Source organism: Thioclava electrotropha (assembly GCF_002085925.2).
GTDB lineage: Bacteria > Pseudomonadota > Alphaproteobacteria > Rhodobacterales > Rhodobacteraceae > Thioclava > Thioclava electrotropha.
The window spans coordinates 3,504,810-3,527,089 of the sequence record NZ_CP053562.1 but is presented as its reverse complement, the minus strand read 5'-3'; the positions used below and the strand labels follow the sequence as shown (position 1 = coordinate 3,527,089).

Sequence of the window (22,280 nt, the reverse complement as noted above, 5' to 3'; positions counted from 1 at the left end):
GCCTTTTTCATGCGCTTTGACAGGGCGTTCAAAGCCTGTATCCCTGAGCGAAGACGATGGGAGAGACGATGCTCAAGACGCTGCACCATTACTACGAGGAGGATTCCCGCCGCGCCCATGCGTTTCGCTACGCGCTTCTGGCCTTCGATCTTGCCACGATCCTCTTCGTCATCGTCACCTCCTTCTTCCCCCACACGGTCACGATCGAAGTCATCGATGCGGTGATCGGCGTCGTGATCGTGGCAGATTTCCTCGCCCGCTACGCAATCTCGGACGAGAAAGTCCGCTTCTGGACCCGCGCGGCGACATGGGCCGACATCATCGCGATCGGGTCGTTCCTCGCGCCGATCGCGGGGGAGGGGCTGGGCTTCCTGCGGATCCTGCGTACGTTGCGACTGCTGCATACCTATCAGCTCATGGCGCGGCTGCGGCATGACTTCAAATTCTTCCGCCATCATCAGGAAATCATCATCGCCGCCATCAATCTGGGCGTCTTCCTCTTCGTGATGACGGGGCTGATCTATGCCACGCAGGTTCGGATCAATCCGCAGATTTCCAACTATGCCGACGCGCTCTATTTCACCGTGACCACGCTGACCACGACGGGGTTCGGGGATATCACGCCCAAGGGTGAATGGGGGCGGATGATCTCGGTCGCCATCATGATCTTCGGCGTCACGCTGTTCTTGCGGCTCGCGCAGGTGTTGTTCCGGCCCACGAAGGTGCGCCATGAATGCCCGACCTGCGGGCTGAGCCTGCACGATGCCGATGCGATCCACTGCAAACATTGCGGCGAGGTCATCCACATCGACACCGAAGGGCTGACCTGAGCTTCAGCAGGGCTTCGCGAGCACCATCACATACCACGGGCCCTTGCCGTCGCGCCGGGGTACGACCGCCACGCCGATCCGGGTCACGCCGCGCAGCAGGATGTTGCGGCGATGGCCGGGCGAATGCATCCAGGCGTCGAACACCTCACCCGGATCGCGCTGGCCCATCGCGACATTCTCGGCGATCAGGCAGGCGCGGAAGCCAGCCTTCGCCGCCCGCCTGAGCGGGGTCGATCCGTCCGAGCCCTTGTGATCGAAGAAGCCGCGCCGGGCCATGTCGCAGCCTTGCGTTGCTGCGGCCTGCGTCAATTGCAGATCCATCGCGAGCGCATTCAGCCCCTGGGCTTGCCGCTGTTGCGAAGTCGCCTGCGCAATCTCGCGACCTTGGGCGGCATCGATCGCGCATGCGCCAGCCTGCGCCGCGACGGGCAGCAGGCCGGCAAGCAATGTGAGCAGAGCGAGAGTGCGGATCAAACGAGCCTTCCCCAGAGATCGTATTCCGAGGCCTCATCGACCTCGACCGTCACGATATCACCGGGGCTGAGATTCTCGAAATCCTCATCGATGAACAGGTTGCCGTCGATCTCGGGCGCGTCTGCCTTGGTGCGGCAGGTGGCGCCTTCGGCATCGACCGCGTCGACGATCACCTGCTGGACGCTGCCGACTTTGGCTTGCAGCTTCGCTTCGGAAATCGCCTGCGCTTTTTCCATGAAGCGGTTCCAACGATCCTGCTTCACCTCGTCGGGCACGTGATCGGGCAGGGTGTTGGAGCGCGCGCCCTCGACGTTTTCATATTGGAAGCAGCCGACGCGATCGAGCTGCGCTTCGTCCATCCAGTCGAGCAGATATCGGAACTCGTCCTCGGTCTCGCCGGGATAGCCCACGATGAAGGTCGAGCGCAGCGTGATATCCGGGCAGGCCGCGCGCCATGCCGCGATCTCGTCGAGCGTCTTGGCCGAGGCCGCGGGCCGCGCCATCCGCTTGAGCACATCCGGGTGCGCGTGCTGGAACGGAATGTCGAGATAGGGCAGCACGCCGCCGCCATTCTCCTGAGCTTCCGCCATCAGCGGGATCAGGTTGCGCACATGCGGGTAGGGGTAGACGTAATGCAGCCGCACCCAAGCGCCGAGCGAGCCCAGATCACGGGCGAGATCGGTGATGTGCGCGCGGTGGCCCCGCTCTTCGGCATGTTTGATATCGACGCCGTAAGCGGACGTGTCTTGGCTGATCACCAGCAGTTCACGCACGCCCGCGCCGACGAGATTTTCGGCCTCGCGCACGATCGCATGGGCCGGGCGGCTGACGAGGCGGCCGCGCATGTCGGGGATGATGCAGAACTTGCACTTGTGGTTACAGCCCTCGGAAATCTTCAGATAGCTGTAATGGCGCGGCGTCAGCTTCACGCCGGCGGCGGGCAGAAGATCGACGAAGGGATCGGGATCGGGCGGCACGGCGGCATGGACCGCGTCCAGCACCTGCTCGTATTGATGCGGGCCGGTCACGGCCAGCACGGAAGGGTGCGTGCCGGTGATATATTCGGGCTCCGCGCCCAGACAGCCGGTCACGATGACCCGGCCGTTTTCATTCAGCGCCTCGCCGATGGCCTCGAGGCTTTCCGCCTTGGCGCTGTCGAGAAACCCGCAGGTATTCACGATCACCGCATCCGCGCCTGCGTAATCGGGCGAGATCGCGTAACCCTCGGCGCGCAGCCGCGTCAGGATGCGTTCGCTGTCGACCAGTGCCTTGGGGCAGCCAAGCGAGACCATCCCGATCAGCGGCTGACCGGGGCGGGGGGCATCCGTGATGCGCGCGCGGGGCGCGAGATCGGGACGCAGGTTCGGAGGGTTTGTGCTCATGGCGCGCGATATAGCCCTTGCAGAGCGTTCCGAAAAGCCCCCCGCGTGACGTGCGGTATTCCCGTGGCATGAGGGGCGGATTTCGGCCCCACTCGCGCCAAACGAGAAAACGCTTGCCAGATCAGGTATATTTAAAGTTGAATATTTGAAGCTGTTTTCGAAACGGCACAGCCGAGGTGCAGGGGGGAAGGGAGAGCCTGCCTGCGCGACAAACCGGCTCAGAGGGAGGAAACTAATGAAGAAGTTTGAATTACCCCGTTTTGCGGGGGCGGTTTCGCTGTGCCTGGCGTTGGGCGTTCCAGGTGCCGCAAGCGCGACCGAGGGCTACTTCGCCCTTGCCTACGGACCCGCGCAGCGCGGTGTCGGCGGGGCAGGGGTGGCCTATTCGGTCGACCCGATGTCAGCGGCGATCAACCCCGCGAATATCGCCGATATCGGCCACGCGATGACCTTCGGGCTCGAGGCTTTCTCGCCGCGGCGGGGGTTTGACGCAAACGGGGCCTTCCCCTTGCCCGATGGCGGGGCGGATTCGGGGCATGAATGGTTCGCGATCCCGAATTTCGGCTATAACCGCCCGCTGGAAGGCGGCGGCGCGCTGAACGTCATGGTCTATGGCAATGGCGGCATGAATACGAGCTATCCCGATGTCGCGAACCCGAACTGTGCGGCCGCGCCGGGCGATACCGGGATTTTCTGCGACGGGAAGGCGGGCGTCGATCTGATGCAGATGTTCGTCTCCGTCGGCTACGGGCGCAAGGACGGGAATTTCAGCTGGGGCATCGCGCCGACATTCGCCGCACAACGGTTCGCGGCGCGCGGTCTGAATCCTGCCTTGTTCGGGCCGATGACGACGGATGCCAGCAATTTCAGTGGCAGAGGCTACGATATCTCCACTGGGTTCGGCCTGCGCGCCGGTCTGAAATACGAGATCTCGCCGCAGGTCACGGTCGGTCTCGCGGGGCAAACCCGGTTCAAGATGACGAAATTCGACAAATATGCGGGGCTTTTCGAGGATGGCGGCAGTTTCGACATTCCCGCCTCGATCAGCGCGGGCGTCACCTTCAAGCCGCGCAGCGATCTGGCGCTGATGCTGGACTACCAGCGGATCTTCTACAGCAATATCGCTGCGGTCGGGAACTCCAATACCAACGGGCTTTTCGGGGCCAAGGGCGGCGCGGGCTTTGGCTGGGATGATGTGGATGTCTTCCGGATCGGCGCGGAGTGGCAGCAGACGCCGGATATGACGTGGCGCGCGGGCTATGCCTACGCGACAAACCCGATCGGCAAGGAGGACGTGATGCTGGGCGTACTCGCACCCGGCGTGGTCGAGCATCATTTCAGCTTCGGCGGGGCGAAGAAGCTCAACGAGCGCGACACGTTCGATTTCGCGATCAACTATGTCGCGCCGCATAAGGTCAAAGGGCCGGGCATGTTCGGCAGCGATGTCGAATTGGACATGCACCAGTTCTCGGCCTCGGTGGGTTGGACCCGGCGGTTCTGACCTTCCGGCCAACTGGCAAAGAAAAAGGGCGCCCCGCGAGGCGCCCTTCGTCATTCGTATCGCGGTTGCCTCAGCGGCGACGGTCGCGGCGCGAGCTCATCGGCTGGAAAGCGACGCCGACATGGGCCTCGCAATAGGGTTTGCCGGATTGGCTCGGCAGGCCGCAGAACCAGAATTCCTCGGTCGCGGGGTCGCCGATCGGCCATTTGCAGGTGCGCTCGGTCAGTTCCATCAGGCCAAGCTTCTTGGCGTGTTTCTCGACCTCACCGACCTTGGCCAGCGCGGCCGGGTCGATCTCGTTGGCGGAGGGCTGCGGCGGAAGCGGCTGACCGGCGGGGATGATCGCCTTGCGCGCAGGCGAGACCGCAGGCGTTGCAGCCTGTGCGGGCGCGGGGCTTGCCGGTTTCGCGGCGGGCTTGGGCTCGGGCGCCTCGGCTGCGGGCTGCGCGGCGGGCTTCTCGGCCTTCGCCTCGACCTTCTCGGGCTTGGCTTTCGGCTCGGGTTTCGCGGGCTCTGCTGCGCCGCCGGTGCGGTTCGACAGGCCGAGGCGATGCACCTTGCCGATCACCGCGTTGCGCGTCACACCGCCCAGCTCTTTCGCGATCTGGCTGGCCGATTGGCCTTCAGTCCACATCTTCTTGAGCAATTCGACGCGTTCATCGGTCCAGGACATGGGCATCCTTCCTTGGTTTCCTGCAAGTCCGTCTCGCAGGCCATTCCAGTTTCAATCCCTATTTTAGCGGGAGAGCGCAGAGATACAATCGCGAGGCCCGCTTTTCAAGGCCCGCGAGGACGTCCAGAGCAGTGCGCAAGCGGGAAACCAGCTGTGCGCGGGCTACGTTGAGCTGCGGGCCGCGAGCGTGTAGGGAGCGGGCAACAACGGGAGTATCAGGATGTACGAGATCGGCGTGCGCCGTTTTGGCGCGGTGAACTGGATGGGCCTGCGGATGCTGGGGTGGCGCGAGATTCGCCGCTTTCTCGCGGTCTGGCAGCAGACGGTGCTGGCGCCGCTGATCACCGCCGGTCTGTTCCTGACCGTCTTCGCGCTGGCTTTCGGGCGCAACCGCGCCGATGTTCTGGGCGTCGATTTCCTGCATTTCATCGCGCCGGGCATCCTGATGATGACGGTGATCCAGAACGCTTTCGCCAACACATCTAGCTCGATCGTGATCGCGAAGGTGCAGGGCAATATCGTCGACACGCTGATGCCGCCGCTTGCGCCTTGGGAAATCCTCGTAGGTTATCTGACCGGCGCTGTGGCGCGGGCGTTGATCGTCGCCGTGGTGATCTGGCTCGGGCTGTTTGCCGTGCTGGGGCAGGGGATCGCGCATCCGTTCTGGGCAATTGCGGCGGTCGTGCTCGGCGCGGCCTTCCTGGGCGGTCTGGGGATTCTGGCGGCCGTCTTCGCCGACAAGTTCGACCAGATGGCGGCGATCACCAACTTCATCATCACGCCGCTGTCGTTCCTGTCGGGGACCTTCTATTCGGCCAAGGCGCTGCCGCCGGCCTTCCAGATCTTGACCCATTACAACCCGGTCTTCTACCTGATCGACATGGCCCGCTTCGGTTTCTTGGGCGTATCGGACGCCTCGCCGTGGCACGGTCTTGCCGTGATCTGCGCCGCGTTGGTCTTGGTTCTGGGGCTTGGCTGGTACTGGCTGCGCATCGGCTATCGCATGAAGCCCTGAGCCGCGCTTAAGCGGCGCGTGGCCGTTCAGGCCGAATGCGCGCCGCCCGCGAGGCCCTTCACGAAGTCCAGCACTTCCGCCACCGGCTTGCCCTCGGCGATCTCTTTCACGATGGCCGAGCCCACGACGCAGCCATCGGCCACGCCCGCGATGGTCTTCGCGGCTTCACGCGTCGTGATGCCGAAGCCCACGATCACCGGCAGATCGGTCTTCGCCTTGATCCGGGCGACTTCCGGGCCGACTTCGGTCGCCTGCGCGGCCTGAGAACCGGTAATCCCCGTCACAGAAACGTAATAGACGAAGCCCGAGGTGTTCTGCAGCACCTTCGGCAGACGCTTGTCGTCGGTCGTCGGCGTCGCGAGCCGGATGAAGTTGATCCCGGCGGCCTGTGCGGGGATGCAAAGCTCGACATCTTCCTCGGGCGGCAGGTCGACGACGATCAGCCCGTCGATCCCGGCAGCCTTCGCATCTTCGAGGAAGCGATCGACGCCACGCGAATAGATCGGGTTGTAATAGCCCATCAGCACAATCGGCGTGGTGTCGTCGGTCTTGCGAAACTCCGCCGCCATATCGAGCGTCTTCTGCAGCGTCTGCCCACCGTCGAGCGCGCGCTGGCTCGCCAGCTGGATCGTCGGACCGTCGGCCATCGGATCGGTGAAGGGCACGCCCAGCTCGATGATGTCGACGCCTGCCGCCGGCAGGCCCTTCATCACCTCGAGCGAGGTTTCCAGATCCGGGTCGCCCGCCATGATGTAGGAGACGAAGGCTTTCTTGCCCTCTTCCTTGAGGCTGGCGAATTTGGCGTCGATGCGAGTCATGGCGTCCCTCCGGCTGGTCCCGAAGCGGTTTGCGCGAAGAGGGCGGGAAAATCAATGCCTCGCGCGCGGTCTAGTGTTGTAGCTACGTCCCAGACGGCCTGCGCCTACATCTTTGCCGGACCGTTGATCATCCACGCCGTGCCGAAGCGGTCGCGCAGCATTCCGAACCCGTCGGCCCAGAACGTGTCGTCGAAAGGCATCATGACCTCCTCGGCCCCATCCATCAGCCGCTCGAAGATTGCCTTCGCGGCCTCCCGGCTGTCCGAGACATGCGAGATCGAAATCGAACTTTGCGGGCGGTCGCGCCCCTCGGGCCAATCCGAGGCCATCAGCGCGCCATCCCCGAGCTTGATCAGCGCATGCATGATCCGCGCCTTGCCTGCCTCGCTCATGCCTTCGCTGGCCTCGGGCATGTCGCCATAGCGCATGATGAAGGGTGGCTCGGTGCCGAAGAGGTCGGCATAGAAACGCATCGCCTCTTCGCAGTTTCCTTGAAAGTGGATGTAGGGTTCGAAACTCATCGCGGTCACCTCCCTGAACAAGAAGGCCAGCCTATCACGATTCCGGCCTTCGCGCGCGCTTGCACCGGGGGCGGCCAATGAATAAGAAGCGCGCAGCCACAAACAGGAGGGCGAAATGGGTTTCAAGATGGGTATCGTGGGTCTGCCGAACGTAGGCAAATCCACCCTCTTCAACGCGCTGACCAAAACGGCGGCCGCGCAAGCGGCGAATTTCCCCTTCTGCACGATCGAGCCGAATGTCGGCGAAGTTGCCGTTCCCGATGAGCGGATCGACACACTGGCCCAGATCGCAGGCTCGAAAGAGATCATCCCGACCCGCATGACCTTCGTCGATATCGCAGGCCTCGTGAAAGGCGCCTCGAAAGGGGAGGGCCTGGGCAACCAGTTCCTCGCCAATATCCGCGAAGTCGATGCCATCGCCCATGTGCTGCGTTGCTTTGAAGACGGCGACGTGACCCATGTGGAGGGCCGCGTCGATCCGGTGGCCGATGCCGAGACCATCGAGACCGAGCTGATGATCGCCGATCTCGAAAGCCTCGAGAAGCGTATCGCGAACCTCGCCCGCAAGGTGAAATCCGGCGACAAGGAAGCGAAAGAGGCAATGCGCCTTCTGGAGCAGGCGAAAGAGGCTCTGGAAGCCGGTCGCCCCGCGCGCACCGTCGAGGTGTCCGAGGACGACCGCAAGGCGTGGAATATGCTGCAGCTGCTGACCGCCAAACCGGTTCTCTATGTCTGCAATGTCGAGGAAGGCTCCGCCGCCACCGGCAACTCGAAATCCGAAGCGGTCGCCAAGATGGCCGCCGAGCAGGGCGCGGGCACCGTCGTGATCTCGGCCAAGATCGAAGAGGAAATCTCGCAGCTCGACGCCGAAGAAGCCGAGATGTTCCTCGAAGAGATGGGTCTGGAAGAGGCCGGTCTCGACCGGCTGATCCGCGCGGGCTACGACCTTCTGGGCCTGCAGACCTATTTCACCGTCGGCCCGAAAGAGGCCCGCGCCTGGACGATCCGCAAGGGCACGCTGGCCCCGGCGGCGGCGGGCGTCATCCACGGCGATTTCGAGCGCGGCTTCATCCGCGCCGAGACGGTCTCCTACGATGATTACGTCGCCAATAAGGGCGAAGCGGGCGCGAAAGAGGCGGGCAAGTTCCGCGTCGAGGGCAAGACCTACGAAGTGAAAGACGGCGACGTCCTCCACTTCCTGTTCAACGCGTGAACCTCGGCTGGGGGCGTTACTTCTTCGCCCCCGCCTTGACCTCCGTGATCGCGTCGGCCTCCACCATCTGCCACGGCATTCCCGCATTGCGATAGAGCCGCTTGCCCAAATCGGGATAGTCGCCCACGTCATGGGCCAAGCGCTGACCCATCACGAGCAGCCGCAACATCTCCGTCCCGGTATTCTCGACCGTATGGGCCTCGCCGCCCGCGCGGTAGCCGATGAAATCGCCCGGCCCGATTGCGTGACGCTCTTCGCCGATCCGCGCGGTCGCCTCGCCGCTGAGCACGAAGATCGCCTCGTCCTCGTGGTGGTGGCGGTGAAACTCGGTGGTCTCGCAGCCGGGCTCCACCTCGATGATATGCACGCCGATCCCGGTCAGCCCCGTCGCATCGCCAAGGCTTTTGTTGATCCGCCGCGCATTCGGGTTGAGGAAATGCGTCTTCGCCAGCCCTTCCATCGCCGCGATTTCATCGGCCCGGATCAGATACCGGTCTTCGCGCATCGCGCACCTCCTTCTCCTTGATCCAAATATCCCCGCCGGAGGCTTCCGCAGTCTCAGCCAGCGATCCGGTCCAGGATAGCAGAGACATCGCTGCCCGCCATCGCGCCGGTGGTCCGGCCCGCCTCGCCCGCAAGCCGCGTCGCGACGAAGGCGTCGCTCACCGCCGCAGGTGCATTTCGGATCAGCAGCGACGCGGTCAGGAGCAGTGCCAGCCGTTCCGCGAACCAGCGCGCCTCGGCCTCGGGCGGCAGGGCGGGCCAGCGGGCGAGGTGATCGGCCAGCGCCGCGTCGTAGCGCGGATCGGTGCCGCGCGCCGCGTCCAGCTCCGCGCGCAGCATCTCCGCCGCCAGTGGTTCCTTGGCCAAGGTCCGCAGGATGTCGAGGCAGATCACATTGCCCGAGCCTTCCCAGATGCCGTTCAGCGGCGCTTCGCGATAGAGCATCGGCATCGGTGTGTCCTCGACATATCCAATGCCGCTCAGCACCTCCATCGCCTCGTAGGTCACGACGGGGCAGCGCTTGTTGCCGTAATATTTTGCCAGCGCCACACCGATCCGGGCGAAGGCGCGGTCCTCGGGGCGGGCGCTGTCGAAGGCCTGCGCCACCCGCATCCCCAGCGTCAGCGCGCCTTCCCAATCCAGCGTCAGATCGGCCAGCACCGCACGCATCAGCGGCTGGTCGATCAGGCGGCGCTGGAAGGCGGAGCGGTGCGTGGCCCAGTGATGCGCCTCGGAGATCGCGGCGCGCATCAGGCCAGCAGGTGCTAGCGCCGTGTCGAGCCGGGTGTGATGCACCATCTCGATGATCGTGGCGACGCCCCGGCCTTCCTCGCCCAGAAGATGCGCCACCGCGCCCTCATATTCGATCTCGGAGGACGCGTTGGAGCGATTGCCCAACTTGTCCTTCAGCCGCTGGATGCGGATCGCGTTACGCTCCCCTTCCAGCCAGCGCGGGACGAGGAAACAGCTCAGCCCCTTGTCGGTCTGCGCCAGCGTCAGGAACCCGTCCGACATCGGCGCAGAGCAGAACCACTTGTGCCCAGTCAGCCGCCAATGCCCGTCGGCGCGCTCGGCCCGCGTGGTGTTCGCGCGGACGTCCGAGCCGCCCTGTTTCTCGGTCATCGCCATCCCCAGCGTCGCGCCGGTCTTCTCGCCCACCGGCAGAACGCGCGGATCGTAGCTGCGCGCGGTCAGTTTCGGGCGCCAGAGAGCGGCGATTTCAGGCGAGGCCTCGAGGGCAGGCACGGCGGCATAGGTCATCGTCATCGGACAGCAGCTTCCGGGTTCGATCTGGCTTGCGAGATAGACCATAGAGGCATGGGTTGCGTGGCCGCCCTTCGCGCCCTCCCACGGCAGCGCGGCATAGCCCGCGCCGATCCCGGCCTCCATGAAACGGTGATAGGCGGGGTGGAAGCGCACCTCGTCGAGCCGCCGCCCGCCCATATCGAACAGGCGCAGCTCCGGCAGGTAGCGGTTCGCGTCGCGCCCCGCCTCGCGCATCTCCGTGGTGCCGAGGGTCTGACCGTAATCTGACAGCGCCTCCGCCTGACCGCCCGCCCGCGCGACGGCCTCGCGCAGGGGCGCATCCGTCCCGAACAGATCGACGTCGCCGCGCGCGGGCGGTTGGTTCTCAACGCGGTGGGTGGGCAGATCGGCGCGGGGATCGGGTGTGGTCATGGTCGGCTCCTCCTGATCCGGATGGTAGGCTTGCGCCGTAGAACATGCGAGCGAAACGCGGCGGCAGGGCTTTTCTCGCGGCCGCCGCCGCCTAGATCAGGCGCGAAAGGGAGACCCATCATGAGCAACTGGCAAAAATCCGACGACGCGGTCGCAAAGCTCACCCCCGAGCAATACCGCGTCACTCAGCAGAACGGCACCGAACGCCCCTTCACTGGCGAATATGACGACCACTCCGCCAAGGGCATCTATGTCGACGTGGTCTCGGGCGAGCCGCTTTTCGCGTCCTCGACCAAATACAATGCGGGCTGCGGCTGGCCGTCCTTCACCAAGCCGCTGATCGACGATCATGTCGTGGAGCTGACCGACACCAGCCACGGCATGACCCGCGTCGAAGTGCGCTCGAAAAACGGCGACAGCCATCTGGGCCATGTCTTCCCCGACGGGCCGCGCGATCAGGGCGGTCTGCGCTATTGCATCAACTCCGCCTCGCTGCGCTTCGTGCCTTACGAGGAGATGGAGGCCGAGGGCTACGGCGACTACATGGACCGGGTCGAGTAAACCCGACCGGGTCAGAGGCCTTTACCTTCCCGCGGCCCAGTGGCAGGGTCCGCGCAACATCATATGACAAAGGGGGCGCGGGCATGCGCAAGCTGGAACTTGGTCAAAGCGGGATCATGGTGTCCGAGATTTGTCTCGGGACGATGACCTGGGGCAGCCAGAACACCGAGGCCGAGGGCCATGACCAGATCGATTTCGCGCTCGACCGCGGGATCAATTTCCTCGACACGGCCGAGATGTATCCGGTAAACCCGGTCAAGGCCGAGACGATGGGCCGAACCGAGCAGATCGTGGGCACTTATCTGGCCAAACGCGGCAAACGCGACGATCTGGTGGTGGCCACCAAGATCACCGGCGAGGGCTCGAACGCGATTGAGGGCGGCCCCGAGATCAGCCCGACCCGTATCCGCCAGGCAGTGACGGATTCGCTGACCCGGCTGCAGACGGATTACATCGACCTCTACCAGTTCCACTGGCCCAATCGCGGCTCCTATCACTTCCGCAAGACGTGGCGCTTCGATCCGTCGAAGCAGCCTTCGAAGCAGGAAGTGCTCGACGATATGAGCGCCTGTCTCGAGACGCTCGAAGATCTGCGTAAAGAGGGCAAGATCCGCGAATTCGGCCTGTCGAACGAGAGCGCCTGGGGCACCGCGCAATGGCTGGCACTGGCCGAGGCGGGCAAAGGGCCGCGAGTCGAGTCGATCCAGAACGAATATTCGCTGATGTGCCGCTACTACGACCTCGATCTGGGGGAGTTGGGGCAACAGGAGAAAGTGACGCTGCTGGCCTATTCGCCTCTCGCCGCGGGTATCCTGACGGGCAAATATTCGGGCGACGTGATCCCCGACAACACCCGGCGGTCGCTGGTCAACAATCTCGGTGGGCGCGCCAATCCGCGCGCTTTCGAGATCGCTGACCGTTATGTCGCGCTGGCCAAGGAGTTCGATCTTCACCCGGTGACGATGGCGATTGCCTGGGTGATGAGCCGTCCCTTCCCGGTGATCCCGATCGTCGGCGCGACCTCGGTCGACCAGCTCAAACCGAACCTCGACGCCGAAGGGGTGGAACTGCCGAAGGAGCTGCTCGACAAGATCGCCGAGCTCCACAAGCATTACCCGATGCCCTACTGATGCGCGGGGCGTCGATCCTTCTGTGTGCAGCGCTTGCCTTGGCGGGCTGCAATCCCTTCGGCCCCTCGGACGAGGGCGACACGGCAGAGCAATTGCCGCTGGTTGGGCAGGAGAAGATCGATGCCGGGAAATTCGAATGCGTCGCGCGCGGCGGCAACTGGGTCGCGCGCGGCGGGGCGTTCATCTGTGTGAAGATGACCTCCGATAGCGGCAAAAGCTGTCAGGCGGGCAGCGAGTGTGAGGGCGAATGCCTCGCGCGCTCGAAGACCTGCGCGCCGGTGACCCCGCTTCTGGGGTGCAATGAGGTGATGAGCGAGGCGGGCTACCCGATGCAACTATGCGTGCAATGAGCCGGGCGAAGATCGGCGTGCTGGGCGGGATGCTCGCGCTGACCCTCGCGGGCTGTGCAACGCCCCCGGAGACCGCGTCGCTGCGCAAACCGGGCACGCTGATCTCATCGGCCTCGCTGTTCGACGCCGAGCGGTTTGGCGGCGAATGGCATGTCGTCGAAAGCGGGATTCCGGGGTGTTCGGGCACGCAGAACTGGGCGTGGGACGGCAAGAGCACCTACCGGCTGCGCGGCACGAATTGCGCCATCACGCCTGCCGCTGTCGACGAGAAAGTCACGCTGACCGGGCCGGGCGGGCGACTGCTGGCGAAGGGCGCGTTCGGCGGCGAGCCGATCTGGGTGCTCTGGGTCGATTTCGATTATCGCGTGGCGGTGCTCGGCACGCCCTCGGGCCGTTGGGGGATGATCCTGTCGCGGCAGACCCCGCCACGGCCCGATCTGATCAAGGCGGCGCGCGATGTCATGGACTTCAACGGCTATGACATGACGCAGGTCGGTAAGTGACCGACGCGCCGGTGCATCTCTGGGTCTGGGTGACCCTGTTCGCGGCGGCCGTTCAGACCATTCGCTTCATGTTGCAAAAGCTGCTGGCGGGGGCGCAGCTCTCGGTGGGCGGCGCGACGTTTTCTCGCTTTCTATTTGGCTTCCCGCTCGCGGCTGTAACGGCACTGGGCTTTCTGGCCGCGACGAACACGCCATGGCCGCATCTGAGCGGCCCCTTCTGGGGGTTCGTCATTGCGGGCGGGGCGGCGCAGGTGGCGGCGACCTTCCTGACGGTGGCACTGTTCGGCTTGCGCAATTTCGCGGTAGGCGTGGCCTTCACCAAGACCGAGACGGTGCAGGTCGCGCTGTTCTCCGCGATCATCCTCGGCGAATTCGTCGGGCCCATCGGCTGGATCGGGATCGCAATCGGGCTGGCGGGGGTCCTGTTCCTGACCAAGCCGCCCGAAGGCGGCTTCAACCCGCGTGCGGCGCTTTACGGCGTCGGGGCGGGGGCGCTGTTCGGCCTGTCCTCGATCTTCTATCGCGGCGCGACGCTGGAGCTGGAGCCGCTCGACTTCTTCGCCCGCGCCATCGTCGCACTTGCCTGCGCGACCTTCGCGCAATCGCTCGGCATGGGGCTTTATCTGCGACTGCGCGAGCCGGGCGAATTGACCCGCGTGTTCGGCGCGTGGCGGCGCACGGTGCTGGTGGGGATCACCGGCGTTCTGGGCTCGGCGGGCTGGTTCACCGCGTTCTCGCTGCAAAACGCGGCCTTCGTGCGCGCGCTGGGCCAAGTGGAGATCGTCTTCACGCTGCTCGCCTCGGCGCTGGTCTTCCACGAGCGGCTGCACAAGCGCGAAGGGGCGGGCATCGCGCTCGTCGTGGTGTCGCTGATCGTGATTGTGCTGGCGGGACGTTAAAGCCCGATCCGCCGGAACTCCGAACGCGGCCCGCGATTGTCGAAGAACGGCACCGAATGCGGCGTGCCAAGCGCGTGTTTGGTGGTGATGAGGGCGGCGATTTCGGCCAGAACCACTTCGGTGATGAAGGGCAGGTTGAGCGCTCGCGCCTCGGGCAGGGGCACCCAATGCAGGTGCGAAAGCTCGTCGCAGGCGCGCGAGAAATCGTCGAGATCGCCCTGGATCGCTCCCGCATCGATCAGGAAGAACCGCGCATCGAAGCGGCGCGGGCGGCCGGGCGGCGTGATCGCGCGGAACACGAAATGCAGATTGGCCGCCGAGGGCAGAAAGCCCAGATCGGCAAAGCCCTGCCAGTCGGCGGGCACCGCGCCGGGCCAACTGGTTCTCTCGCCTAACACCAGCCCGGTTTCTTCCCACAACTCGCGCAGAGCGGCGGCGGCCAGCGCCGCGCCGATCCCCTCGGGCGCATCGGCCTCGAGCCGCGCGTGATCGGGCGCGGGCAGGGGATAGGCGAAGGGCACCTCCCAATCCGTGGCGTCGAGCGCGCCGCCCGGAAAGACGTATTTCGAGGGCATGAAGGCCGCCCCCGCACCGCGCTGGCCCATCAACACGCTCGGCACCGCATCGGCATCACGGCGCAGGACGATCACGCTGGCCGCGTCCCGTAGCGCGGTTTTGTCGACCGGGGGGCTCGTGTCAGTCATGGACGATTTCGCCTTCGCCAAAACCATGCATCCGGCGCGACCATTGGATGCCCACCAGCATCCCCTTCATCAGCGGCAAAAGCACCGCCGAGAGCACCATCGAGCCGATGCCGAAAATCCAGATCATCTCCCACGGGCCGGGGCGGAAAGCGATGAAATAGGCCGCCATCATCGGAATCGCGAGATGGCCGACGATCAGGATCGTCAGATAGGCCGGGCCGTCATCGGCGCGCTGATGCGAGAGGTCCTCGCCGCAGGACGGGCAGGCATCACGCACCTTGAGATAACGGTGCAAAATCAGCCCCTTGCCGCAAGCCGGGCAGCGGCAGCGCAGGCCCCGCCCGATCGAGCGGCCCAGCGGGCGGTCATCGTGATACTCGTCATGCGACTGCATTGCGCTCTCCCTTGTGGCGGTCTCTCTCCGCCCGTTCGCAGGGCAGTATGGCGGCAGCCGGGGCGGATGGAAAGTCCGGCGGGTCTATCACGGATGCGTGAGTTTGGCGACGGAATGCTGCGCATGCGCCGTTTGGACAAATATCGACGGCGCGAGACGTGCCGTGGCAGCGAGAACAGGAGTTTCGAATGAAAGTCATGAACAGGCAGACCCTCGTCGCGGCAATCCTCGCAGGCAGCGCGATCACCCTCGCAATGCCGGTGGTGGCGCAAAACCAGAACGGCGGCCAGATGCAGGGACAGCAGGTCATGCCCGGGAATGGGCCGGGCAACGGACCGGGCAACGGTGCTGGCAATGGCCCCGCCAATGGCATGGGGCAGAACATGCAGCCCGGCGCGATGCGCGATCAAGACGGGCGCGGCTTCGGCTTTGACCTCAGCCGCTTCGACACCGATGGCGACGGTCAGGTGACGATGGAGGAAATTCAGGCCAAGCGAGCTGCTGACGCTGAGGCGCTCGACGCCAATGGCGATGGGATGATTTCTCAGGAGGAGCTCGTCAATTCCGAGATGGCCAAGGTGAAAGCCCGCATCGAAGCCCGCGTGAAAGCGCGCTTCGCTTCGCAGGACAGCAACGGCGATGGCGAGCTGTCGGCCGCCGAACTGATGGCGCATCCGATGCCGACGCGCATGTTCGACCGGATGGACCGCAACAATGACGGGGCGATCAGTGCCGACGAGATGCAGATGGCCAAACGGTTCATGCAGCGGATGAGCGACCGCCGCGACCATGGCCGGATGGGCAAGGGCGATTACCACGGCCATGACCGCATGGGCAAAGGGGATCGCCATGGCCATGACCGTATGGGGTGGAACGGCGACCGCGACGGCTACGGGCGGATGATGCAAGGCGATGGCCCGATGGGTCAGGGTCCGATGGGGCAAGGCCCGAACGGCCAAGGCCCGCGGGGCACGCCGCCGATGCAGCCGGGCACCGGGGCTGGCCAAGGTCAAGGTCCGGGAAACGGTCCGGCGGATGGCTCGGGCCGATCCACGAACTGAGTTTCGAGCAGTGAAGAAAGCCGGGGCGCGGAAAAGCGCCCCGGCTGCATGTCAAATTGCATGCGCAGGGAAAGCAGGCTAGGCCTTTGACGGAATGACGATGGCACTGGATGCGATGAACGAGGCTTCGGACGAGGCTCTGCTGGAGCTTTACGCGCAGGGCGACCCGGCGGCGGCGCGGGCGTTGACGCTGCGCTTCGGGCCGTTGGCCTACCGGCTCGCCTATCGCTATCTGCGCGATGCGGCCGAGGCCGAGGACGTCGCGCAGGAGGGGCTCTTGCGGCTCTGGAAGATCGCGCCGGAGTGGCGCGCCGGCGAGGCGAAGGTCTCGACTTGGCTTTACCGGGTGGTGGCCAACCTTGCGACGGACCGGCTGCGCAAGCGCCGCGGCGTGGGGCTGGATGAGGCGCCCGAGGTGGCCGATGACCGCGCGAGCGCGCTGGACGAGTTGATCGCGCGCGACCGTGTGGCCGCGCTGGAAGCGGCGCTGGAGCAATTGCCGGAACGGCAGCGGATCGCGGTCACACTGCGACATATCGACGGTTTGTCCAATCCCGAGATCGCTGCCGCGATGGAAACTGGCGTCGAGGCCGTAGAAAGTCTGACAGCGCGTGGAAAACGCGCTTTGAGCAAGCTGCTTCGGGGGCAGCGAGAGAAATTGGGGTTTGGCGATGACTGACAAACGCATGGATCGCGAGACGGACGCGTTGGACGACGCGGCGCTGGAGACGCTTTTCGGCGAGGCGCGCGCGGCGGGAGGGCCTGAGCCTGAGGCGGGTTTCCTCGCCCGGGTTCTGGCCGATGCGGAGGTGGAGCAAGCGGGCTTCGCGCATTCTGGCCCCGCTGCAGCGCCCGACAAGCCTGACGTCTTGGCCGGTATCTGGGACGCGCTTCGCGGCGCGTTTGGCGGCTGGGCTCCGATGGGCGGTCTGGTCACGGCCGCTCTGGCCGGGGTCTGGATCGGCTTTGTGGGGGCCGACGAGATCGGCGCGCTCAGCCCGTTTTACGCCAGCAGCACGACCGAAAGCCTCGGCACGGTCAACCTGCTACCCGAGGGCGACACCTTCGCCTTCGCCGATGAAGGAGGGTTCTGATGGCGGCTGCCGACACGCGAAATGGCCGGGGATTGCGCTGGGCGCTGATAGGGTCGGCGGTGCTGAACCTGCTTTTGCTGGGGTTCTTCATCGGCGGCTGGATCGCGCATGAGCGGCATCCGCCGCGCCCGGTCGTGGGCGATGTCAGCCTCGGCGCGTTCACCGGGGCGCTGAGCCCGGAAGATCGTGATGCGCTGCGCAAGGCGGCGCAGGCGCGCGGCTCGGAGTTCCGCGATATGCGGCGGCAAGCGCGCAGCGACATGACGGCGCTGATCGCTGCGATCGACGCGGAGCCCTGGGATCGTGCGCAGGTGGCCGAGCTGCTAGAGCGGCACAAGGCGCGGACGGTGCAGCGGGTCGATATCGGCGAGCAACTGATCCTCGACCGGCTCGACGCGATGAGCGCCGAGTCGCGGCACAGCTTTGCCGAGCGTCTGCGCGAGGGCGCGGCGCGGTTCGACAAGCGCAAGAAAGACCGTGAGGACACCCCAAAGCCCAAGCCGTGAGATCAGGCGGACGGGCGCCCCCAAGGGGGCGCGGCCATTCGCCGTTTGGAAATTCGCCAACCCTCAGTGTCATCGCCTGCCCACGCGCGGCGTGACCCTTCTATTTCGGGTCAGGCCGCGTTTGTGTGCTGGGCGAGGGAGACTTGGTTTCGACCGCTTCCCTTGGCGCAGAGAAGCGCCGCATCGGCCTCGTCGATAAGATGCTGAGGATCGTCGTGGCGCGTACCGCCGAAAGCGAGGCCGATCGAAATGGTGACCTGCATCGCGCGCCCGTCGGGCAACGTGATCTTGCTCTGCGCGATTTCGCGTCGGAGCCGTTCGGAGATCCGGCAACCCTCGACCAGAGAGCTGTCGGGCAGCGCCACGAGAAACTCCTCGCCGCCGATGCGACCGATGAGATCGACGTCGCGCAGGCTTTGGCGCAGATGGCGGGCGATACTCGCCAGCACCTCGTCACCCGCGCCGTGGCCATAGGTGTCGTTCACCGATTTGAACCGATCGAGGTCGAGCAGCATCACCGCATAGCCGTGGCCCGTGCGGCGCGCGCGCTCGGACATGCGCGACAGATGCGCGTTCACGTAGCGACGATTGTGCAGCCCGGTCAGGGGGTCGACCAGCGCAAGACGCAGACCTTCATCGACCGAGAGACGCAACTGGTCCGAGAGGCGCTTGCGGCGGAGCTGCGCGCCGATCCGAAGTGTGGCTTCCTTTGCTGCGAGCGGCGTCGACATCTCGGCGGGCAGCAGGTCATCCGCACCCAGATCAAGCGCGCTGGCTTGCGTTTCGCGCGCGTCGGGTTGGCTGGCGATCAGGATCGCCGCATGGCGCGTTTCGGGATGCGAGCGCAATTCCGACATCAGCCGGAGACCATCGCCGCGCTGCGCGAGGTCTGCGCCGATCACGAATAGATCGGGGGCGCGACGCGAGGGATCGTCGCCGCAGGGCTGGTCGTAACTGGTCAGCAGAATCCGATTTGTCGTCAGCAGGGGAGCGAGCGCGGATTTCCAGCGCAGCCCCTCGGCCGGGTTGGGCGCGATCAGAGCGATCCGCGCGAGAGGGACGAAGTCGCTCGCCGCCTCTGCGAAGCCGAGTTCCCGGCAGGTCTGCTCGCGCAGCGCCGAATCCTCGTCGCCGACATGGGCGCGGATCAGGCTGCGCAAACGGGCGAGCAGCACCAGTTCGTCGAAGGGTTTGGCCAGCACCTCATTCGCCCCAGCCTGCAGCAGCGTCACGCGCAGCTCCGGCGTATCGCGCCCCGTCATCGCGATGATCGGGATGCGCCGGGTCCGCGGGTTCACTCGCAACCGGGCGATCAGGCCGTCTCCGGTCATGTCGGGCAAGGTGACGTCGAGCAGGATCAAGCCGGGCCGTTGCGCCGCGGCGAGGGCGAGCGCCTCCGCCGCGCTTGCGGCTTGCAGCGTGTTGTAGCGCGCGCCGGTCAGTTTCGCCTTGAGCACAATGCGATTGGTCGCCACATCATCCACGATGAGGATCGATCCCGGCATATAACGCTACTCCTTCAACCTCCGGCGCGGTGCGGCTTGCATCGGGCGGCTCCCGACTGCGCCAGCTTCTCATCGCGCCTTTTCTTGACCTTAGCGGTCTATAGGTTAACAAAGCGTTTCCCCCCGACAGAGAAGGACCCGTCATGCGGCAAGAAAACGCTCATACGCTCGCGTTGCAGACCCTCGGCTGGCTTGCCGGTCGCGAAGATCTGATCGGCGCTTTCCTCGCCAATTCCGGGGCGAGCGTGGACGATTTGCGGGCGCAGGCGAGCGATCCGGACTTCCTCGCAGGTGTTCTCGACCATGTCCTGCAGGACGATCAGGTGGTGCTGGATTGCGCGCAGGACCTTGGTGTGCAGCCCGAGGCGCTGATGCAGGCGCGCGCGGTTCTCGGGCGCGGCGATCTGCGCCACTGGACCTGACGCGCAGCTTTAGGCAATCTGCCCGCAAAGGGAGGCAGATCGCAGATGGCAGGCGGCAAGATACGGGCGGTGCTGTTCGACAAGGACGGTACGCTTTTCGACTTCGACGCGACATGGGGCGCGTGGGCGAAGCTGCAAATCGAGGCGTTGGCAAATGATCCCCAGCAGGCTGGTAGGCTTGCCGCGGCGATCGGATTCGACCTCGAGCGGGTAGAATTCGAGCCGCACTCGCCGGTGATCGCGGGCACGGTTCGGGAGGCGGCGGAACTGCTGTTGCCGCATCTTCCGGGGCGGTCGCTCGATGATCTGGTGCTCGAACTGGAGCAGGCGGCGCATGACGTGCCTCTGGTGGAGCCGGTGCCGCTTGCTGCGCTTCTGTCCGATCTGCGCGGACGCGGATTGCAGCTGGGCATTTGTACGAACGATGCCGAGTCCTCGGCGCGGGCGCATGCTGCACAGGCGGGCATCACCGATCTTTTCGACCGGATTATCGGCTATGACAGCGGGCACGGGGCGAAACCAACGCCGCGCCCGCTTCTGGCCTTCGCGGATTCGCTGGGGCTGGACCCGGCCGAGGTCGTGATGGTCGGCGACAGCCAGCATGACCTGCACGCGGCGCGCGCGGCGGGGATGATCGCGATCGGCGTGCTGAGCGGACCGGCGGAGCGGGCCGATCTGGCCCCGCTCGCCGATGCGGTGCTCGATCATATCGGGGGGCTTCCCGACTGGCTCGCGCGGCGCGCGGGCTAGCACGACGCGTCAGACGCGCGGGAGCCTCGCGCAAGACAGGAGAGGAACGCATGCAACTACGTTTGCAACATATTCTGCTTGGGCTGTTGGCGGGCATGTTCTTCTGGGCGCTCGATAACCAGTTGCAGCAACGGCTTCCGATTGACGCGCACGGACAATTCGGCGTGTCGGTTCTGGGCACGGCGTTCTTCGCGACCGCGCTTGCGATGCTGGGTGAGATCGGCTGGCGCAGGGCATTCGGTGCGGCGGCGCTGATTGCGGTTCCGGTCGCGTTGCTCGGATGGTGGGCGTCGCTTGGATATGCCCCGAGCGAGACGCTGGCGGGATACATGCCTTACGAGCTGCTCGCGCTCTCGGTTCTGGCGATGCTGCCGATGCCCTTCGCGATGGCCGTGGCGCAGGGCGGGACGCGCGCCTGGAACGACTATCCGGCGCTGTTCCTGCACGCATGGAATATCGTGGTGCGCTATGCGGCTGCGTGTATTTTCCTCGGGATGGTCTGGCTCGTGCTGTACCTCTCGGCGCGCCTGCTCGAGAGTGTGGACCTCGATTTCCTGCGCCAGCTTCTGCGGGAGAAGCTGTTCGCCTTTACAGTCTCGGGCGGCATTCTCGGGCTCGGGCTGGCAGTGGTGACCGAGCTGGAGGAGATGATCTCTCCGACCCTGATCCTGCGGCTTCTGAGGCTGTTGCTGCCGCCTGTGCTTCTGGTCGCGGTGATCTTTGTGGCTGGGTTCATTGCGCGCCGCGGGGAGGTCTCGCTGATCGGGTTCTCGCAGATCGAGACGCTGCTGGCGATGGCCGCGGCGGCGGTGACGCTGATCTCGATCGGTATTGAGCGCGACGATGAAAGTGCCGTCCGTGCGCGGGTCTTGCGCCTGTCGGCTCAAGGCTTGGCGCTGGTGCTGCCCGTGCTGGTCGGGGCGGCGGCCTGGACCGGATGGCAAAGCGTCACCGCGCAAGGCTGGACCCCGGGACGCGTGGCGCAGGCGGTGCTGATCGTGCTTCTGGCGGGCTATGCGCTGGGATATGCCGGGTCGGTGCTGCTGGGGCGCGGCTGGATGGTGCGCTTGCGGCGGATCAATATCGCCATGGCGGGTGTCCTGCTGCTTGCCGCTTTGGCATGGCTGACGCCGGTGCTGGATGCGAACGGAGTGGCTGCGCGCTCGCAACTGGCGCTGTATCGCGAGGGGCGCATCACGGCAGGCGCTTTGCCGCTCTACGCTTTGAAGAACCACTGGGGGCTTGCCGGGCAGGCGGCCTTTGCGGAGTTGGAGGCGCAAGCCGGTGATGACCGCGCGCTCGCAACGGCCTTGGCCCGTCTGAGCCCGTCTGCGGATGGGGCGGAGGGGGCCAGCGCCGCGCGCGCCCAACTGCGCCGGGATCTCGTGCTGCCGCCCGGTGCGAAAGCGCCCGAGGATGCGCTGCTCGATGCGATCCGCGCGCGCGCGCCGGAGGTTGCGGCGGGGCTTTGCGCCTCGGCCGAGGGGGCAGCGGCGAATTGCGCCTTGATCGAGGCTGATTTCCTTTCGGATGTGCCCGGTGACGAGGCGATGGTGCTCCTGCATCTGCCCGACCGCGATGCGATCTACGTGCTGCGGCAGTCGAACGGCGCGTGGGATTCGATCGGTTGGGGCAGCGTCGTCGATGCGCAGGGCGAGCCACGTTTCCGCGTCGATCTGGCCCCTGTCATCGCCGCGATCAAACGTGGTGAGGTGCAGCTGGCCCCGAGCGGGATCATGGCGCTTGAGGCCGGTGGGCTGCGTCTCTTGCCGCTGTCGCGCTGAGCCGGGCGA

The 22,280-nt window shown here is 65.5% G+C and carries 26 protein-coding genes; 16 read left to right on the top strand and 10 right to left on the bottom strand.

What is annotated here, in order from left to right:
- Positions 1-68: 68 nt before the first annotated feature.
- Positions 69-830, top strand: a complete 762-nt coding sequence (locus tag AKL02_RS16680; RefSeq protein ID WP_083078451.1) for an ion channel — start codon at positions 69-71, stop codon at positions 828-830.
- 3 nt (positions 831-833) lie between these two features.
- Here the strand turns inward: AKL02_RS16680 and AKL02_RS16675 are convergent, their stop codons facing one another.
- Together AKL02_RS16675 and rimO are read right to left on the bottom strand one after the other, a co-directional pair.
- Complete coding sequence (locus AKL02_RS16675; protein WP_083078453.1) at positions 834-1,304, bottom strand: CAP domain-containing protein; 471 nt, start codon at positions 1,302-1,304, stop codon at positions 834-836.
- The gene (gene rimO, locus AKL02_RS16670) at positions 1,301-2,686 is read right to left on the bottom strand and encodes a 30S ribosomal protein S12 methylthiotransferase RimO (RefSeq protein ID WP_083078456.1); all 1,386 of its coding nucleotides are present in this window, start codon (positions 2,684-2,686) and stop codon (positions 1,301-1,303) included. Before rimO ends, AKL02_RS16675 begins: the two co-directional genes overlap by 4 nt.
- Positions 2,687-2,921: 235 nt before the next feature.
- Here rimO and AKL02_RS16665 point away from each other — a divergent pair, with 235 nt between their 5' ends.
- A complete protein-coding gene (locus tag AKL02_RS16665; protein ID WP_083078458.1) occupies positions 2,922-4,187 on the top strand; it encodes an OmpP1/FadL family transporter in 1,266 nt (421 codons plus the stop codon).
- Positions 4,188-4,257: 70 nt separating this feature from the next.
- Here the strand turns inward: AKL02_RS16665 and AKL02_RS16660 are convergent, their stop codons facing one another.
- Entirely contained in the window at positions 4,258-4,860 is a 603-nt protein-coding gene (locus AKL02_RS16660; RefSeq protein ID WP_078522589.1) for a GcrA family cell cycle regulator, read from the bottom strand.
- Positions 4,861-5,080: 220 nt separating this feature from the next.
- Here AKL02_RS16660 and AKL02_RS16655 point away from each other — a divergent pair, with 220 nt between their 5' ends.
- Positions 5,081-5,875: an ABC transporter permease gene (locus tag AKL02_RS16655; protein ID WP_078522590.1), complete on the top strand. Its 795-nt coding sequence runs from the start codon at positions 5,081-5,083 to the stop codon at positions 5,873-5,875.
- Between the two features lie 26 nt (positions 5,876-5,901).
- Here AKL02_RS16655 and trpA read toward each other — a convergent pair whose 3' ends face one another.
- Positions 5,902-6,693 carry a tryptophan synthase subunit alpha gene (trpA, locus tag AKL02_RS16650; protein ID WP_083078459.1) on the bottom strand — a complete coding sequence of 264 codons (792 nt, stop codon included), beginning with the start codon at positions 6,691-6,693 and terminating at the stop codon, positions 5,902-5,904.
- Between the two features lie 104 nt (positions 6,694-6,797).
- Positions 6,798-7,214, bottom strand: a complete 417-nt coding sequence (locus AKL02_RS16645; protein WP_083078460.1) for a VOC family protein — start codon at positions 7,212-7,214, stop codon at positions 6,798-6,800.
- 115 nt (positions 7,215-7,329) lie between these two features.
- Here AKL02_RS16645 and ychF point away from each other — a divergent pair, with 115 nt between their 5' ends.
- The gene (gene ychF / locus AKL02_RS16640; protein WP_075774034.1) at positions 7,330-8,427 is read left to right on the top strand and encodes a redox-regulated ATPase YchF; all 1,098 of its coding nucleotides are present in this window, start codon (positions 7,330-7,332) and stop codon (positions 8,425-8,427) included.
- Between the two features lie 16 nt (positions 8,428-8,443).
- Here the strand turns inward: ychF and AKL02_RS16635 are convergent, their stop codons facing one another.
- Positions 8,444-8,932 (bottom strand): cupin domain-containing protein, encoded by a 489-nt coding sequence (locus AKL02_RS16635; protein ID WP_083078461.1) that lies wholly within the window; start codon positions 8,930-8,932, stop codon positions 8,444-8,446.
- 53 nt (positions 8,933-8,985) lie between these two features.
- Entirely contained in the window at positions 8,986-10,608 is a 1,623-nt protein-coding gene (locus tag AKL02_RS16630) for an acyl-CoA dehydrogenase family protein (protein WP_083078462.1), read from the bottom strand.
- 120 nt (positions 10,609-10,728) lie between these two features.
- Here AKL02_RS16630 and msrB point away from each other — a divergent pair, with 120 nt between their 5' ends.
- The 5 genes from msrB (at position 10,729) to AKL02_RS16605 (ending at position 14,051) form a co-directional block, all read left to right on the top strand.
- A complete protein-coding gene (msrB, locus tag AKL02_RS16625) occupies positions 10,729-11,169 on the top strand; it encodes a peptide-methionine (R)-S-oxide reductase MsrB (protein WP_083078464.1) in 441 nt (146 codons plus the stop codon).
- An 83-nt stretch (positions 11,170-11,252) separates the two neighbouring features.
- On the top strand, positions 11,253-12,299 hold the full coding sequence (locus tag AKL02_RS16620) for an aldo/keto reductase (RefSeq protein WP_083078476.1): 1,047 nt from the start codon (positions 11,253-11,255) through the stop codon (positions 12,297-12,299).
- A complete protein-coding gene (locus AKL02_RS16615) occupies positions 12,299-12,649 on the top strand; it encodes a hypothetical protein (RefSeq protein WP_083078479.1) in 351 nt (116 codons plus the stop codon). Before AKL02_RS16620 ends, AKL02_RS16615 begins: the two co-directional genes overlap by 1 nt.
- Positions 12,637-13,152, top strand: coding sequence for a lipocalin family protein (locus tag AKL02_RS16610; protein WP_108722391.1), 516 nt, complete (start codon positions 12,637-12,639; stop codon positions 13,150-13,152). Before AKL02_RS16615 ends, AKL02_RS16610 begins: the two co-directional genes overlap by 13 nt.
- A complete protein-coding gene (locus tag AKL02_RS16605) occupies positions 13,149-14,051 on the top strand; it encodes an EamA family transporter (protein WP_232621647.1) in 903 nt (300 codons plus the stop codon). Before AKL02_RS16610 ends, AKL02_RS16605 begins: the two co-directional genes overlap by 4 nt.
- Here AKL02_RS16605 and AKL02_RS16600 read toward each other — a convergent pair.
- Both AKL02_RS16600 and AKL02_RS16595 read right to left on the bottom strand, forming a co-directional pair.
- On the bottom strand, positions 14,048-14,755 hold the full coding sequence (locus tag AKL02_RS16600) for an NUDIX hydrolase (protein WP_083078489.1): 708 nt from the start codon (positions 14,753-14,755) through the stop codon (positions 14,048-14,050). The genes AKL02_RS16605 and AKL02_RS16600 overlap by 4 nt on opposite strands.
- Positions 14,748-15,149 (bottom strand): DUF983 domain-containing protein, encoded by a 402-nt coding sequence (locus AKL02_RS16595; RefSeq protein ID WP_083078494.1) that lies wholly within the window; start codon positions 15,147-15,149, stop codon positions 14,748-14,750. The genes AKL02_RS16600 and AKL02_RS16595 overlap by 8 nt, the downstream gene beginning before the upstream one ends.
- Positions 15,150-15,337: 188 nt before the next feature.
- Here AKL02_RS16595 and AKL02_RS16590 point away from each other — a divergent pair, with 188 nt between their 5' ends.
- The 4 genes from AKL02_RS16590 (at position 15,338) to AKL02_RS16575 (ending at position 17,810) form a co-directional block, all read left to right on the top strand.
- A complete protein-coding gene (locus tag AKL02_RS16590; RefSeq protein WP_083078497.1) occupies positions 15,338-16,210 on the top strand; it encodes an EF-hand domain-containing protein in 873 nt (290 codons plus the stop codon).
- A gap of 94 nt (positions 16,211-16,304) precedes the next feature.
- Positions 16,305-16,889, top strand: a complete 585-nt coding sequence (locus tag AKL02_RS16585) for an RNA polymerase sigma factor (RefSeq protein WP_075774043.1) — start codon at positions 16,305-16,307, stop codon at positions 16,887-16,889.
- Positions 16,882-17,304, top strand: a complete 423-nt coding sequence (locus tag AKL02_RS16580; protein WP_133051975.1) for a hypothetical protein — start codon at positions 16,882-16,884, stop codon at positions 17,302-17,304. The genes AKL02_RS16585 and AKL02_RS16580 overlap by 8 nt, the downstream gene beginning before the upstream one ends.
- Complete coding sequence (locus AKL02_RS16575; RefSeq protein WP_083078502.1) at positions 17,304-17,810, top strand: periplasmic heavy metal sensor; 507 nt, start codon at positions 17,304-17,306, stop codon at positions 17,808-17,810. The genes AKL02_RS16580 and AKL02_RS16575 overlap by 1 nt, the downstream gene beginning before the upstream one ends.
- Positions 17,811-17,920: 110 nt before the next feature.
- Here AKL02_RS16575 and AKL02_RS16570 read toward each other — a convergent pair whose 3' ends face one another.
- On the bottom strand, positions 17,921-19,315 hold the full coding sequence (locus AKL02_RS16570) for a diguanylate cyclase (protein WP_083078504.1): 1,395 nt from the start codon (positions 19,313-19,315) through the stop codon (positions 17,921-17,923).
- Between the two features lie 143 nt (positions 19,316-19,458).
- Between AKL02_RS16570 and AKL02_RS16565 the strand changes: the two genes are divergently transcribed.
- Genes AKL02_RS16565 through AKL02_RS16555 form a run of 3 tightly spaced genes read left to right on the top strand, consistent with a single transcriptional unit; the run spans position 19,459 to position 22,271 of the window.
- Positions 19,459-19,737: a DUF3572 domain-containing protein gene (locus AKL02_RS16565; RefSeq protein WP_078542139.1), complete on the top strand. Its 279-nt coding sequence runs from the start codon at positions 19,459-19,461 to the stop codon at positions 19,735-19,737.
- Positions 19,738-19,782: 45 nt separating this feature from the next.
- Complete coding sequence (locus AKL02_RS16560) at positions 19,783-20,487, top strand: HAD family hydrolase (protein ID WP_083078508.1); 705 nt, start codon at positions 19,783-19,785, stop codon at positions 20,485-20,487.
- A 50-nt stretch (positions 20,488-20,537) separates the two neighbouring features.
- Complete coding sequence (locus AKL02_RS16555) at positions 20,538-22,271, top strand: DUF4153 domain-containing protein (protein ID WP_083078511.1); 1,734 nt, start codon at positions 20,538-20,540, stop codon at positions 22,269-22,271.
- The last annotated feature ends 9 nt before the right edge of the window (positions 22,272-22,280 follow it).

Bases quoted from the DNA above. Each gene is read 5' to 3' on its own strand.
- AKL02_RS16680 (WP_083078451.1), top strand. From the start codon at position 69: ATGCTCAAGACGCTGCACCATTACTACGAGGAGGATTCCCGCCGCGCC.
- rimO (WP_083078456.1), bottom strand. From the start codon at position 2,686: ATGAGCACAAACCCTCCGAACCTGCGTCCCGATCTCGCGCCCCGCGCG.
- AKL02_RS16665 (WP_083078458.1), top strand. From the start codon at position 2,922: ATGAAGAAGTTTGAATTACCCCGTTTTGCGGGGGCGGTTTCGCTGTGC.
- AKL02_RS16660 (WP_078522589.1), bottom strand. From the start codon at position 4,860: ATGTCCTGGACCGATGAACGCGTCGAATTGCTCAAGAAGATGTGGACT.
- AKL02_RS16655 (WP_078522590.1), top strand. From the start codon at position 5,081: ATGTACGAGATCGGCGTGCGCCGTTTTGGCGCGGTGAACTGGATGGGC.
- trpA (WP_083078459.1), bottom strand. From the start codon at position 6,693: ATGACTCGCATCGACGCCAAATTCGCCAGCCTCAAGGAAGAGGGCAAG.
- AKL02_RS16645 (WP_083078460.1), bottom strand. From the start codon at position 7,214: ATGAGTTTCGAACCCTACATCCACTTTCAAGGAAACTGCGAAGAGGCG.
- ychF (WP_075774034.1), top strand. From the start codon at position 7,330: ATGGGTTTCAAGATGGGTATCGTGGGTCTGCCGAACGTAGGCAAATCC.
- AKL02_RS16635 (WP_083078461.1), bottom strand. From the start codon at position 8,932: ATGCGCGAAGACCGGTATCTGATCCGGGCCGATGAAATCGCGGCGATG.
- AKL02_RS16630 (WP_083078462.1), bottom strand. From the start codon at position 10,608: ATGACCACACCCGATCCCCGCGCCGATCTGCCCACCCACCGCGTTGAG.
- msrB (WP_083078464.1), top strand. From the start codon at position 10,729: ATGAGCAACTGGCAAAAATCCGACGACGCGGTCGCAAAGCTCACCCCC.
- AKL02_RS16620 (WP_083078476.1), top strand. From the start codon at position 11,253: ATGCGCAAGCTGGAACTTGGTCAAAGCGGGATCATGGTGTCCGAGATT.
- AKL02_RS16615 (WP_083078479.1), top strand. From the start codon at position 12,299: ATGCGCGGGGCGTCGATCCTTCTGTGTGCAGCGCTTGCCTTGGCGGGC.
- AKL02_RS16610 (WP_108722391.1), top strand. From the start codon at position 12,637: ATGCGTGCAATGAGCCGGGCGAAGATCGGCGTGCTGGGCGGGATGCTC.
- AKL02_RS16600 (WP_083078489.1), bottom strand. From the start codon at position 14,755: ATGACTGACACGAGCCCCCCGGTCGACAAAACCGCGCTACGGGACGCG.
- AKL02_RS16595 (WP_083078494.1), bottom strand. From the start codon at position 15,149: ATGCAGTCGCATGACGAGTATCACGATGACCGCCCGCTGGGCCGCTCG.
- AKL02_RS16590 (WP_083078497.1), top strand. From the start codon at position 15,338: ATGAAAGTCATGAACAGGCAGACCCTCGTCGCGGCAATCCTCGCAGGC.
- AKL02_RS16585 (WP_075774043.1), top strand. From the start codon at position 16,305: ATGACGATGGCACTGGATGCGATGAACGAGGCTTCGGACGAGGCTCTG.
- AKL02_RS16580 (WP_133051975.1), top strand. From the start codon at position 16,882: ATGACTGACAAACGCATGGATCGCGAGACGGACGCGTTGGACGACGCG.
- AKL02_RS16575 (WP_083078502.1), top strand. From the start codon at position 17,304: ATGGCGGCTGCCGACACGCGAAATGGCCGGGGATTGCGCTGGGCGCTG.
- AKL02_RS16570 (WP_083078504.1), bottom strand. From the start codon at position 19,315: ATGCCGGGATCGATCCTCATCGTGGATGATGTGGCGACCAATCGCATT.
- AKL02_RS16565 (WP_078542139.1), top strand. From the start codon at position 19,459: ATGCGGCAAGAAAACGCTCATACGCTCGCGTTGCAGACCCTCGGCTGG.
- AKL02_RS16560 (WP_083078508.1), top strand. From the start codon at position 19,783: ATGGCAGGCGGCAAGATACGGGCGGTGCTGTTCGACAAGGACGGTACG.
- AKL02_RS16555 (WP_083078511.1), top strand. From the start codon at position 20,538: ATGCAACTACGTTTGCAACATATTCTGCTTGGGCTGTTGGCGGGCATG.